Source organism: Longitalea arenae (genome assembly GCF_016924755.1).
GTDB classification, from domain to species: domain Bacteria; phylum Bacteroidota; class Bacteroidia; order Chitinophagales; family Chitinophagaceae; genus Niastella; species Niastella arenae.
Genome location: NZ_JAFFJX010000001.1, coordinates 398,725 through 411,826, shown reverse-complemented (window position 1 = coordinate 411,826; position 13,102 = coordinate 398,725). Strand labels below are relative to the sequence as shown.

The 13,102-nt window shown below is 45.4% G+C and carries 11 protein-coding genes; 7 read left to right on the top strand and 4 right to left on the bottom strand.

Annotated elements, in window-relative coordinates; translation table 11 throughout:
* The first annotated feature begins 20 nt into the window (after positions 1 to 20).
* Positions 21 to 848, top strand: a complete 828-nt coding sequence (locus JT717_RS01800) for an outer membrane beta-barrel protein (protein WP_205508475.1) — start codon at positions 21 to 23, stop codon at positions 846 to 848.
* Positions 849 to 1,149: 301 nt separating this feature from the next.
* A complete protein-coding gene (locus JT717_RS01795; RefSeq protein ID WP_205508474.1) occupies positions 1,150 to 1,707 on the top strand; it encodes a L,D-transpeptidase family protein in 558 nt (185 codons plus the stop codon).
* A 451-nt stretch (positions 1,708 to 2,158) separates the two neighbouring features.
* Here the strand turns inward: JT717_RS01795 and JT717_RS01790 are convergent, their stop codons facing one another.
* Positions 2,159 to 3,721, bottom strand: coding sequence for a RagB/SusD family nutrient uptake outer membrane protein (locus JT717_RS01790; RefSeq protein ID WP_205508473.1), 1,563 nt, complete (start codon positions 3,719 to 3,721; stop codon positions 2,159 to 2,161).
* A gap of 298 nt (positions 3,722 to 4,019) precedes the next feature.
* Positions 4,020 to 5,933 (bottom strand): acetate--CoA ligase, encoded by a 1,914-nt coding sequence (gene acs / locus JT717_RS01785; protein ID WP_205508472.1) that lies wholly within the window; start codon positions 5,931 to 5,933, stop codon positions 4,020 to 4,022.
* A gap of 214 nt (positions 5,934 to 6,147) precedes the next feature.
* On the opposite strand from acs, the gene JT717_RS01780 reads away from it, so the two are divergent.
* The 5 genes from JT717_RS01780 to JT717_RS01760 all read left to right on the top strand — a co-directional run bounded on the left by JT717_RS01780 (position 6,148) and on the right by JT717_RS01760 (position 11,074).
* A complete protein-coding gene (locus tag JT717_RS01780; RefSeq protein WP_205508471.1) occupies positions 6,148 to 7,698 on the top strand; it encodes an MFS transporter in 1,551 nt (516 codons plus the stop codon).
* Between the two features lie 20 nt (positions 7,699 to 7,718).
* The gene (locus JT717_RS01775) at positions 7,719 to 7,958 is read left to right on the top strand and encodes a DUF6814 family protein (RefSeq protein WP_205508470.1); all 240 of its coding nucleotides are present in this window, start codon (positions 7,719 to 7,721) and stop codon (positions 7,956 to 7,958) included.
* A 207-nt stretch (positions 7,959 to 8,165) separates the two neighbouring features.
* Positions 8,166 to 8,540, top strand: a complete 375-nt coding sequence (locus tag JT717_RS01770) for a hypothetical protein (RefSeq protein ID WP_205508469.1) — start codon at positions 8,166 to 8,168, stop codon at positions 8,538 to 8,540.
* A gap of 182 nt (positions 8,541 to 8,722) precedes the next feature.
* Entirely contained in the window at positions 8,723 to 10,339 is a 1,617-nt protein-coding gene (locus JT717_RS01765) for a SulP family inorganic anion transporter (protein ID WP_205508468.1), read from the top strand.
* Positions 10,340 to 10,438: 99 nt separating this feature from the next.
* The gene (locus tag JT717_RS01760; protein WP_205508467.1) at positions 10,439 to 11,074 is read left to right on the top strand and encodes a carbonic anhydrase; all 636 of its coding nucleotides are present in this window, start codon (positions 10,439 to 10,441) and stop codon (positions 11,072 to 11,074) included.
* Positions 11,075 to 11,136: 62 nt separating this feature from the next.
* Here JT717_RS01760 and JT717_RS01755 read toward each other — a convergent pair whose 3' ends face one another.
* Positions 11,137 to 12,630, bottom strand: a complete 1,494-nt coding sequence (locus JT717_RS01755) for a SulP family inorganic anion transporter (RefSeq protein WP_205508466.1) — start codon at positions 12,628 to 12,630, stop codon at positions 11,137 to 11,139.
* Positions 12,631 to 12,692: 62 nt separating this feature from the next.
* Complete coding sequence (locus JT717_RS01750; RefSeq protein WP_205508465.1) at positions 12,693 to 12,983, bottom strand: hypothetical protein; 291 nt, start codon at positions 12,981 to 12,983, stop codon at positions 12,693 to 12,695.
* Positions 12,984 to 13,102 lie beyond the last annotated feature (119 nt).

Sequence of the window (13,102 nt, the reverse complement as noted above, 5' to 3'; positions counted from 1 at the left end):
AAATAGTTAAAACAAGTACAATGAAACAGGTAATTATACTCCTGATCGGGATTAGTATGTCTGTAACCGGCCTGGCGCAAACCGATTCCACCGAAACCACCAGCGATACCATTCGCGTAGGCGGCATGATCATTATCAAAAAACGGGATCGCGATAAAAACAAAGACAACGAAGCAAAAACATACCACCGCAAAGGTAAACCCTCGCGCATAAGCACCAACTGGTGGATCGTTGACCTAGGTTTCGCCAATTATAATGATCAAACAGATTATAAAAGCGCCGCCATACAAAACTCAAATGATGGTTTTGCCCCCGGCCTCGATAAAGATGATTTCAAATTGCGCACCGGCAAATCGGTGAACGTGAACATCTGGGCATTCATGCAAAAGCTGAATATGATAAAAGGGGTAGTAAATCTTAAATACGGTTTAGGTATTGAACTGAATAATTATCGCTACCGCGAACCGATCTTATTTTCGACCAACCCTACGAGAGTAACCTATGACCTTTCTCGCAGTTACGAAAAAAATAAGCTGGCCGCCGATTATGTAACCGTTCCTCTCATGCTGAACTTCAATTTCACCCCGCACCGTAAAAGAGGTTTTGGCGTAAGCGTAGGCGCCAGCGGCGGGTACCTTTATTCGAGCCGGCAGAAAACCGTTACCAACACCGACGGCAAGCATAAAGAACGCGATGATTTTGACCTGCGCCCCTGGAAACTGTCGTACATTGGAGAATTGAACCTGGGACCAGTAAAATTATACGGATCATACGCGGCTAAAAGCATGTTTGAAAGAGGCCCTGATCAAAGACCTTACAATTTAGGATTACGCTTAAGCAACTGGTAGCAGTAATAATATACATAGCCATGAATGTAAACCGGTATCATAGTATGCCGGTTTATTTATTTTATGAATGTTTAACGATCAAAGGGGTTCACTTCGTTTTCAATGGCATTTTTTTTGCGTTTCGAATCGGTGAGCAAAAAATTGTTAAAGCCTTTTCCCAAAAAAATAAATCAGGGCCGGCAACGTTCTTTTATGTGGACTACTTCCATTATCCACATTTGAAAGACTAAACATTTTTTGTTCTTAATTTTAAACCCATTAATCACTTGCTTGGTCTTTACGCTTAAAACCAGGTTTACTTATGAAATTGAAGTGGCTCTTTGCAGGCCTTATAATGATGTCTGTTACAGGATTAGCGGCCTTTAAAACCATTGAACGGCGGGTAGTCAAAAAGAATTTATTCAGAACGAAGCCGGTAGGCGACGTATATGTGGTGGTAGATAAATCCGATTACGAGCTGCAGGTATTTGATGCAGAAGGATGGTATGCTACTTATCCCGTTGTATTTGGCAGCAAGGACCTTTCTGATAAACTCATGGAAGGAGATCGCCGCACGCCTGAAGGCACCTTCAAGATCATCTACAAAAAACCTCATCAGAAATGGCATAAGATGCTGATGCTCGACTTTCCCACCCAGGAAAGCTGGAGCAAATTTAAAGAACGTAAAGCCAGGGGCTTGATACCAGCCAGTGCCAAGATCGGCGGTGGTATTGCTATTCACGGCACCTGGCCAAATGATAACCTGGTGGTTGATGATTATACCAATTGGACCAATGGTTGTGTTTCATTAAAAAATGAAGACCTCGACGAACTGGATGACATATTACCGGTTGGCTCCAGGGTTACCATAAAACGATAAACGCACTTCTCTTTACCACACCAATGTCGCATTCGCCCTCAGGGAGGTGATGCCTGGCAAACCAGTTAAGGATTTTTACGTAGTACCTACTAGTACTATTACTGACTTATGCTGTATTTTTCAGCATGCAGCAACGTTCGGGAACCTTTATTTGTCTTGTTAATATTTATTAACAGGCTTCACCAACCTGTTTACAATTTGAAGCGTATATTGCATGAGTGTAAGTCCGCATTGTGGGCGCCCGCATGGCGGCATTCAAACATGTGAGACATAACAATCCATACAAGTACATTGGCTTTAGAAAACGGTCAATGTATCCGTCTCTATGAAGACCCCACAATCTCCAGCCAGTGGGGTTTTCTCTTTTAATTCCTGTTTCAAATCTTCTACAATAAAAAAGTATGGCCGGTCAGGCGACCGGCCATCCGTATGAATAGTTTGTGAGTCTCTGTTAATACCCAGGATTCTGATATACATTCGGATTCGTATCTAACAGCGGTTGAGGAATTGGCATTAATTTGTTATGCTCCTTAAAACCTTTGGCCGCCAGTACCTCCATAGCCCTGCCCCACTTCACCAGCTTGGCAAAACGCTGCCCTTCGCGATACAGTTCCGTCTTCCAGGTTGATTGCACAAGCTCCCTTGCCTGATTCTGGTCTGTAAAGGTTACAGTTGGCTGATTGCGGCGAGCAAGTAACTGGTTGATACCATTTGCATCCAGCTCACCCAGGTTTACCCGGGCTTCGCTGTTGATCAGCAGAACCTCCGCGTAACGCAGCGCCGGAATAAAACTTTTTGTTCCGCCTTCATTGATTACCGACGCATAATTCGCATTAATACCGGGATGTATATTCCAGATAGTTTCTGCATTTTCATCACTTACAAAAATGGTATTGGCAGCAACCAGCGAGTAAGTATTGCTTTGGATCAATTCGCTGGTCAATTGTTTTGCTTTTATATAATCGCCCTGCGCCATGGCTACCCTGGCCAGTAACAATTTGCAGGCATCTGCACTGATGCGGCGATGATCGGCGCCTGTAAAGCGGGCGGGTAACAGCCCCATCGCTTCCGTGAGATCATTTTTAATAAAGGTATAGGTCTCCGTCAATGAAGAGCGCGACAGGTTTTCGTTTGTTAGGCTCGTTTGTAATGGCAACTCGCCATAGTAGGTTGCCAACTGCAGGTACAGAAAGCCGCGCAAGCCCTTCGCCTGTGCAATCAGGTTATTTGATTCGGCCAAAGGCAGGTTCAATGCAGGCACATGCAGGATCAACCGGTTCAACCTTGTGATATATGTATAAGCCGGGTACCAAAAAGAGATGAGATGACCATTTACCCCCGTAATATTAAAATTATCCAGGTCGCAGAGAGCGGTTAAATTACCACAAACTGCATCGTCGCTTAATACCGCGTCGGTAGTGATTTGCTGGTGATGCCATTTGCCTATATATGTGTATGCAGTGTCAAGGAATGCCTGTGCTTCTGCTTTACTGGTAAAGCTGTCTTCAGCGGCCACCTTTTTAGAAAGCACATTGGCCACTGTATAAATAGCAGGCTTGGAAGCGTCTGTACTAATGCTCAATATCGCAACTCCATTGATCATGATCTTATCACCATCAATGGTAACTACCAGTTCTTTGCCACTTAAGGCAGTTAGCCTTTTGCCATGGCTAAGATCGGGCTTGTTAACAATACCTTTTACAATATGATCTTTTACCTCATCTGAAGTTAATACCATCGCTTCTGTTACCCGGGCATTGCGATCATAGCTGACAACAGCGCTGTTTACCGGGGCAAAGACAGTTATGCCGCTGCTGACATCAGCGTCGGCAAAAGTTACTGCTTGAAAAGCCTGGCCAAAAGCTTTTACACTGTCTGTTTGCAACAAATAATCCTGAACGGCTTTTACGTTCGCATGTGCGGGCGGTGCATCATCCCCATTCTTATCTTTTTTTGAACAGGCTGCCACCAGCATGAATAAGGTGCTTAGTGCAAGGAGCTGATTTTTTAACATAGGTTCGAATTGTTATTTATTGGTTCTTGGTAATAGATTATGTAAGCATTGTCTGTGGGACTCTGAGCAAGATCATTTCATATCTGCAGGCAGGCAATGAAGTGGTGTTTTGATAAGGGTTCATGGCAGGCACAAAAGTATCATTCACGCGTTGCACCTGCAATAGCAGTAAAAAGGTATTTTGTCTGTATTAGTCACCATTTGGGATAAACCGGGCAGGATCAGGCATCTATAAATTAAAAAGCCCGTGCCGGCTGAGCCGGCACGGGCCATAAAATATTATATAATTATCATTCTGTTACAATCTTCCCCTGGAAATTTCATCAACCACGCCAGGATCCAGCAAGGTGGTGGTATCTCCCAGTTTGTCAATCTCGCCTTCTGCGATCTTTCGCAAGATCCTGCGCATGATCTTGCCGCTTCTGGTTTTTGGCAGGCCGCTCACGAATTGAATTTTATCCGGTTTTGCAATGGCCCCTATGATGCGCGAAACAGTTTGTGTAATATCCTTGCGGGCCAACTCTTCATCACCATGCGTTCCCTGGTAGATCACAAACGCATAAATGCCCTGCCCTTTAATATCGTGCGGATAACCTACCACGGCGCTTTCCACTACACCTGCGTGCATGTTAATGGCATTTTCCACTTCAGCCGTCCCAATGCGGTGGCCGCTTACGTTCAGTACGTCATCAACCCGGCCGGTAATACGATAATTACCCACTTCATCGCGCAGGCAACCATCACCGGTAAAATATAAATTTTCATAGGTGGCGAAATAGTTCAGGCGGCAACGTTCATGGTCGCCATATGTAGTACGCAGCATACCGGGCCAGGGAAATTTAATACACAGGTTGCCGCTCACCGAATTGCCGGTAATTTCTTTACCATTCTCATCAACCAGTACCGGCTGAATACCCGGTAAAGGCAGGGTGGCATGCGCCGGCTTGGCTGGCGTTACACCCGCCAAATTGGAAATGAGGATACCTCCTGTCTCCGTTTGCCACCAGGTATCTACGATCGGACATCTTTTCTTACCGATATGTTCATCGTACCAATGCCATGCTTCTTCATTAATGGGTTCACCTACGGTACCCAGCACTTTCAAAGAATCAAGGCTATGCCCTTTTACAGGATCCAGACCGAAGCCCATCAGCGACCGGATGGCGGTTGGCGCGGTATACAGCACATTTACTTTGTATTTGTCTACTATATCCCAAAACCGGCCAGCATTGGGCCATGTAGGAATGCCTTCAAACATCAGGGAAGTGGCGCCGGCACTTAATGGGCCATACACGATATAGCTGTGACCGGTTATCCAGCCGATATCAGCCGTGCAAAAATGCACGTCACCCGGCTGGTACTGGAAGGCGTTTACAAAACTATAGTTTGTGTACACCATGTAGCCGCCGCAGGTATGTACCACGCCTTTCGGTTTACCGGTTGAGCCGGAGGTGTATAAAATGAACAACATGTCTTCCGCATCCATTTCTTCGGCGGTACAATCGGGGTTGCCTTGTGTTTCAACGATCCTGATCTCATCTTCCCACCACACATCACGGCCCTTGATCATAGATACCGGCGTGCGGGTCCTGGTCAATACGATCACCCGTTTAACAAAGGGGCATTGTACCAGGGCATCGTCAATTACACTTTTCAACGGAATTTCTTTATTACCGCGGAAGGCGCCATCGCAGGTAACTACAAATTCCGCTTTGGCATCCTGCAGGCGGTCGGCAATGCTTTGTGCGCTGAATCCGCCAAATACGACAGAATGAATGGCACCAATGCGGGCACAGGCAAGTACGGCAATAGCCAGTTCAGGCACCATGCCCATATAAATACAAACACGATCGCCCTTTTTTACGCCGTTATTTTTAAGCACATTGGCAAACTGGCATACTTTAGCGTGCAGATCGCGGTAGGTTAAAATGCGGTGATGTTCTTCAGGATCATTCGACTCCCATATGATAGCAGGCGTATTGCCCAGCGTTTCGAGGTGCCGATCGAGACAGTTCTCGGTTATATTCAGTTTACCGCCGGCAAACCACTTAATGGTTGGCTTTTTAAAATCCCATTCCAGTACTTTATCCCATTTTTTTCTCCAGTGAAAGGTTGAAGCTACAGCGCCCCAGAATTCCTCCGGCTCATTAACGCTTTTTTCATACGCGGCCTTGTATTGGTCTGCTGATCTTATCTGATAAGGATATGACATAACAATCAGTTTAACTCCCTTTTTTATTTTGGGCCGTTAAAATACGAAGAAATGGCGACAAGCAACAAGAATGGAAACACCTTACACTTGTTAGTTGATCATGCATTCGTTTGCACAATCAATATTGAAATCGGAAACTTCTATCGTGTGCCTTGTACCTTGAAACTTGTGCCTTATATTTATAGCTTAAACAACGAGAAAACCGGCTTCCCATATGACCAAAGCTTCGAGCTCCAAAACTATCTGGCAGGTAATCGCTGCCTCTTCGGTAGGAACCTTAATTGAATGGTATGACTTTTACATTTTCGGCAGCCTGGCCACTGTGATCGCAAGCCAGTTCTTTCCAAAAACAAATCCCACAGCAGCCCTTCTGTCTACACTGGCAACCTTTGCAGCAGGGTTCATTGTTCGCCCTTTTGGTGCATTGGTATTTGGCCGTTTAGGTGATCTCATTGGCAGGAAATACACTTTCCTGCTGACGCTGATCCTTATGGGCGGTTCTACATTCGCCATTGGCCTGGTACCAGGTTATGCAACGATCGGCTTTGCAGCGCCCCTGCTGGTATTGCTGCTCCGTTTATTGCAGGGCCTTGCACTTGGTGGTGAATATGGCGGCGCCGCTACCTATGTGGCAGAGCATGCACCGGCCAATAAACGTGGTTATTATACCAGCTGGATACAAACCACCGCTACCCTGGGCCTATTCCTTTCGTTGGGAGTAATATTAATTACGCGTCATTACCTCGCGCCTGACCTGAACACTTCCATTCAACGTTTTAACGATTGGGGATGGCGCATCCCGTTCTGGGTATCTATATTACTGGTAGGCGTATCTATATATATACGTTTACGGATGAACGAATCACCGCTCTTCGCCAAACTAAAAACAGAAGGCAAAACATCCGTAAATCCGCTAAAAGAAAGCTTCGGTAATAAGACCAATCTGAAAATGGTTTTGCTCGCTTTGTTTGGCGCAACCATGGGCCAGGGCGTTGTTTGGTACACCGGCCAGTTTTATGCACAGTCTTTCCTCGAAAACGTATGCAATATTGATTTCGACCAGTCGCGCACCATCCTTATCTGGGGCATATTACTGGCCACGCCGTTTTTTGTGGTCTTCGGCGGGTGGAGTGATAAAATAGGCCGTAAATGGATCATGCTGATTGGCATGCTGCTGGCCATTTGTACCTATCAACCCATTTTTAAACAATTCATAGCCCTTACCGAGCCAGGCGGGAAAACCGAACTGACCGAACATAGAAAGTTACTGGAACAAAAAACGGTTGTGAGTGATAAAAACCCGGCCGATTCGGTTCGCCTGGTTACTTCGGAAGTTCGTTACAGCGACGGCGCTGTATTTAAAGAAATAAAAGCAGATACCCTGTTTGCCAATGCAGCATTGGCCGGGGCTGCCCATACGTCAATAAAATATAAAGACAAAAAACTGGATACGGCGAGTTACCGCAAGCTGGTGGCGCTCATCTTCGTGTTAATACTGTATGTGACCATGGTGTATGGTCCAATTGCCGCCTTCCTGGTAGAGCTTTTCCCGACCCGCATCCGGTACACGTCTATGTCGCTTCCCTACCATATCGGCAATGGCGTGTTCGGGGGTTTAACACCGTTTATTGCCACTTTGCTGACCACCATTTATGTGACGGATAAATTATCGGGGTTGTGGTATACCATTATCGTTGCCGCTGTATGTTTATTTATTGGTGCTATTTATATTTCAAACCGGATTGACCCCGATGTTAACGATTAAATAATATTAAAAAGAACAACATGAATCAGTTAAAAAGATGGCTGGGCATTGTGTGGATCATCCTGGGCCCTGTTACCATTTATTACCTCATTAAAACAGCTGCTGAAGAAATAAATAAAAAACCGGTTTTAGACACTAAGATTCAATGGGCTGTATTTATTATCATATTTATCCCGATCGCTATTGGCATGGTTATTTTCGGCTATTATGCCCTTAAGGGAGAATACGACCGCCTGCCGGAAAATTCCAAAGAAATATAAAGAATATTAATAGTCAACAATATTCAAGCCTGCTTGTAAAACATTTCGTGCAGGCAGGCCTTATATAGTTTGCACTTAGATATATAAACGGTTTTGTTTATTGGCATTTATTGCATAATTTTTGTGGACTAAATGGCAATTGTTAAGGAAATTTAACGTTTGTCACCTGAGCATTGAACCCTTATTTTTGCATCGTTACTCATTATCATGGATAAAGCAATACAAAAAGAATATACTGTATCTGTTGCGAAAAGGATCGTGGCCATTGTCATGATGCTTTTATTGCTCTGGATCACCGGTATCAACTTTTTGTATATGTCGAAAGAAACGAGTGCAGCGCTCATCACCTGTATCGATGCAGACGGTGATGAAGAGACCAGGGGTGATTGCAAGACCAACCCTGCCGGTCCCGACGAAAAATCGCCCGATGCGCCGGTAACCTTCTCTGAAGAATTTTTACATCCACATCACAGTCCGGTTAATCCCGATTGGATCAATTGGCTGTATGAACATAAGGTTCACGAAACAGAAAAACTCTGCATTTATCATCCGGAATCTTTTTCACCTCCTCCGGAAGCCTGACAATTTTCCCATTTCTGATCATCCTTTTTATTCTTCCTGCAATGCGGGAATACGATTGCTTTGTTGATATGAAATGTACATCTGGCTAAAAGCATTTGTTTCCAGGTGCATCCTTGAATTCAACCGGGTATCTTATTGTCAAACCGGGCAAGCCATGTGCTTCTCATAAAACGTTATTAAATATGGTTCAAAAAGTAAAACAATACGCAGGCGCGTTAAAAAATGATTTGCCTTCATCTGTAGTAGTATTTCTTGTAGCGCTCCCCCTCTGTTTGGGTATTGCCCTGGCATCGGGGGCTCCGTTGTTCTCGGGCATTATTGCCGGTATGGTGGGCGGTATTGTTATCGGTGCCCTGAGTGGGTCGCAACTGAGTGTGAGCGGACCAGCAGCCGGTTTAACAGCCATTGTAATAGTAGCTATTGGCAAACTGCAGGTGTTCGAAGCATTCCTGCTGGCCGTTGTGCTGGGCGGCGTTTTTCAAATTATTTTAGGCATCATAAAAGCCGGTATTCTCGGTGATTATATTCCTTCCAGTGTAATTAAAGGGATGCTGGCGGCCATAGGGCTGATCCTGATCCTGAAACAACTCCCGCACCTGGTGGGCTACGACGCCGACTATACCGGGGATGAAAGTTTTCAGCAGGCCGATGGCCAAAACACCTTCAGCAGCTTGTTTGGGGCATTTAGTCATTTAATACCGGCAGCCCTCGTTATTGGGTTGGTTTCGCTGGTGATCATGGTTGTTTGGGAAAAATATGTTGCTCCCAAAGCCAGGTTCCTGCAACTGATGCCGGCCCCGCTGATCGTGGTAGTGGTTGCTGTTATCCTGAATGAAACATTAAGAACATCGGCGCCTGACCTGGTGATCAAAGATTCACACCTCGTGAAAATTCCGGTGGCTGATTCTGTGGAAGGATTTCTGTCGTTCTTTACATTTCCCGATTTCAGCCATATTACGAATCCGGTGGTATGGACTACCGCATTAACCCTTGCCATTGTGGCCAGTCTGGAAACCTTATTGAACATTGAAGCAGCAGACGACCTGGATCCCTATCAACGCGTTACCCCAACGAACCGGGAATTGATGGCCCAGGGCGCTGGTAATATGGTATCAGGCTTTATTGGCGGTTTACCACTTACTTCTGTGGTGGTGCGTACATCGGCCAATATCAATTCCGGCGCAAAAACCAAAATGTCTACCATTTTCCATGGTTTTTTCCTGTTGGGATCTGTAGCCTTCATCCCCTCCCTGCTTAACCTTATACCGTTGTCGGCACTGGCAGCCATCCTGATCTATACAGGTTTCAAGCTGGCTAAGCCTTCGCTGTTCATAAGCTTTTATAAAAAAGGATGGGATGTGTTCTTACCCTTTGCCATTACCATCGTGGCCATCCTGCTTACCGACCTGTTGAAAGGTATTTTAGTTGGTTGCGTTGTAGGTATGTTCTTTGTTATCCGCAGTAACTTCAAATCGGCAGTACTGGTGGTAAATGACGCCAACAGATATTTATTCCGTTTACGTAAGGATGTATCTTTTTTAAATAAACCGATCATTAAGAACCGGCTCGAAAAAGTACCGGAGAATTCATCAGTGCTTATTGATGCAACAAGGGCCGATTTTATTGACCGCGACATCATTGAGGTTATTGAAGACTTTTTAAAACACGCTCCTTTGAAAGGCATTTCGGTTGAATTGAGAAAAAGTAATCACAGGGATCAGGGTTTTACAGGAAATGGTACTAACATTGTAGCACACCCGAAACCTGTAGTTGCAGAACAAGAGATGGCGGAAGTATAATGCAACGCCGGTAATTTGCAACCCGCGTGCTGAAATTCGATTTCAACCGACGCCATTAAAAAAAGGTTGTTTAATTTTATTAAGTCAAAAAGATCGATCATGCAATCATACGAAAAATTATTACTGGAGAATAAAGCCTGGGCATCAGAGAAAGTCAGCGAAGATCCTGAATATTTCAGGCGGCTGGCCGACATTCAAACACCTGAATTTTTATGGATCGGTTGTAGCGACAGCCGCGTACCGGCCAATGAAATTACAGGCACACAACCAGGCGAGATCTTCGTGCACCGCAATGTCGCCAATATGGTGGTGAACACAGATGTGAATTTGCTGAGCGTGCTCGACTATGCTGTCAATCACCTTAAGGTAAAACACGTGATCGTTTGCGGCCATTATGGCTGTGGCGGCGTTAAAGCAGCTACTACTCAAAGCGATTTCAAACCTGTATTGAATATGTGGCTGCGCAATATCAAAGACGTATACCGCCTGCACCGCGAAGAACTGGATGCAATTAAGGAGACTGAAAAACGTATCGACAGGCTCGTAGAACTGAATGTTCGTGAACAGGTAAATAACCTGGCTAAAACATCCATCATTCAACGTGCCTGGAAAGAAAATAACCAGCCAGACCTGCACGGGTGGGTATACGGTTTAAAAGACGGCATTATTAAACCGGTTTTTGAAATGAAGGCCGGTACCCATATTGATCCCTTGTATGAGTTCGATAGTTTATAAACATCGTGCTCACCATTAACAGATAACGCTGAAGAGTTCCGCCCCCGGTGGAACTCTTTTGTTTATACGCGCCCCATTATGCGCAGCCCCGTTAATTGCGCGGGCCTGGACACTTCCTGCTGCACGGGCTTTTTTACCAACCGAAAGAGCACCATAAGTGCAAAGATTACAATGGCAGACAAGACGGCGGGCATAAAACCCCACAATGGTACCGCTGCTGCTGTATAGATCATCAGCCCAATATGATAGGGATTCCGGGAACCGATCACTTCACGCACCTCCTTTCTCTTCACCATTCCGTTGGCAACATAGAAGAGAATGCCGCCAATGCAGGCCATCGGTACCTGCTCCAGGTAAGTGGCCAGGAAAGCCGCCATCAGTAACTTGAAAGTGAACTTCGCAATGCCTGCCAGGGGAGATACAGCCCCCACTTTAATATTTACAGCGGTTCTTGCCAGGGCGCCTGTATGGGGAAAGCCATTGAACAAAGGCGTTACCATATTCACCATACCCTGCCCCCATAATTCTTTATCGGGATTATAGGGTATGCCGGTATTGTTTGCAAGCCTGTCGGCCATCCGGGAACATAATAAACTTTCAATAGCCGCTACGATGAATACCGCCAGCACATAATACACCAGGTCATACATTACCTGCGCAGTCATAGCGGGTAATTGCGGTGTGGTGATCACTAAAAAATCGGTTGGTATAGCGCCATATTTATCCTTGATAAGAATAAGGCCCTCGCTCTTCCACAATGTGGAGCTGACCAGCCATCCCATACCCAAAGCGATCAAAGGAGCGGGAATAAAAGCGGAGAACTTTATTAAGGTTCTGCACAACGCAAATGTGAATGCGGCCAGAGCAAAAGCGTACCAGTTGGCATTTGGCAGGTAGGCTATCGTCTTTTGAACCTGCTGCAAAAGACCATAACCCACTCTCTCTTTAAACCCGAAGATCTCCCCCAGCTGCGAAAATGCGATTACAATGGAAATACCAATCGTAAAGCCTACGACAATAGAGTGCGGCACCAGGGTTACTATTCGGCCGAATTTAACAAGCCCGCAGACCGCCAGTAATGCGCCTGCCAAAATAGATACCAGCACCAGGAAACTGTGATTATAAGTAGCCATCAAGCCGCCGATCACAGGAATAAAAGCAGCGGTAGGGCCATATACCTGGTATTTTGAACCGCCAAACAATGCCCCCAGCAATCCGGCCACCGCCCCGCCAACAATTCCCTGTTCTGGCCGCAGGCCGGAAGCCATGGCAAAGCCCATTGCCAGCGGTATCGCTACCATAGCAACTATTAACCCTGCCGTGAGATCTTTAACAATATTCAGTTTTTTATTTCCTTCTAACAGGTCTTCATACCGGCCATCGAATGGGTTCATATAAAATGCAATGCGGCTGAATATCCCCTCAGATCCCGTTATTGTTTTTCTTGTGGGTTTTGGTTCAACGGTTGGCGGAAGTGAAATGGCGGGGCCGCTGTCACTGCGCACATTTTTTCCCGGCGCAGCAGGCTGGCGCCACTCCCAATTATAATGCTTCATAATAACACTAATTAATTATTGCAGTGAAACAATTGATGAAGAAAAAGGAGCGTATGTTCCACTTACACTTCGGGAGGCTGGTCAATAAGTGCGCAATGGCCTTTGAGACAAAGGCCCGATCTGTGAAAGTATTTTATTTGATTGGAGAGGTAAGTCAACAGGAACGGACAGTCGAAGGCGTTGGAATGTTTATCGAACTTATATTTCTTGTACTCTTTTTCCGATTTGTCTTCTTCCGGTTCGGGTTCCTCACACAACACAAAGGTAGCCACCTCAGTTAGATCAGCTAACTGGATCAGATTACTGTAAGCAGCAAAGAGCAATAGCGTAGCTATGACCAGAAACAATCGCATTAAATAAGAACTCTCTTAAATATAAACAACTAAGCCGGATATGGAACCCATTGTGTAAGAAATAGCGGGTAATTAGCCCGACAGCTTATACATGCGAAAAACGTAAATTACATACGGGT

Bases quoted from the DNA above. Each gene is read 5' to 3' on its own strand.
- JT717_RS01800 (WP_205508475.1), top strand. From the start codon at position 21: ATGAAACAGGTAATTATACTCCTGATCGGGATTAGTATGTCTGTAACC.
- JT717_RS01795 (WP_205508474.1), top strand. From the start codon at position 1,150: ATGAAATTGAAGTGGCTCTTTGCAGGCCTTATAATGATGTCTGTTACA.
- JT717_RS01790 (WP_205508473.1), bottom strand. From the start codon at position 3,721: ATGTTAAAAAATCAGCTCCTTGCACTAAGCACCTTATTCATGCTGGTG.
- acs (WP_205508472.1), bottom strand. From the start codon at position 5,933: ATGTCATATCCTTATCAGATAAGATCAGCAGACCAATACAAGGCCGCG.
- JT717_RS01780 (WP_205508471.1), top strand. From the start codon at position 6,148: ATGACCAAAGCTTCGAGCTCCAAAACTATCTGGCAGGTAATCGCTGCC.
- JT717_RS01775 (WP_205508470.1), top strand. From the start codon at position 7,719: ATGAATCAGTTAAAAAGATGGCTGGGCATTGTGTGGATCATCCTGGGC.
- JT717_RS01770 (WP_205508469.1), top strand. From the start codon at position 8,166: ATGGATAAAGCAATACAAAAAGAATATACTGTATCTGTTGCGAAAAGG.
- JT717_RS01765 (WP_205508468.1), top strand. From the start codon at position 8,723: ATGGTTCAAAAAGTAAAACAATACGCAGGCGCGTTAAAAAATGATTTG.
- JT717_RS01760 (WP_205508467.1), top strand. From the start codon at position 10,439: ATGCAATCATACGAAAAATTATTACTGGAGAATAAAGCCTGGGCATCA.
- JT717_RS01755 (WP_205508466.1), bottom strand. From the start codon at position 12,630: ATGAAGCATTATAATTGGGAGTGGCGCCAGCCTGCTGCGCCGGGAAAA.
- JT717_RS01750 (WP_205508465.1), bottom strand. From the start codon at position 12,983: ATGCGATTGTTTCTGGTCATAGCTACGCTATTGCTCTTTGCTGCTTAC.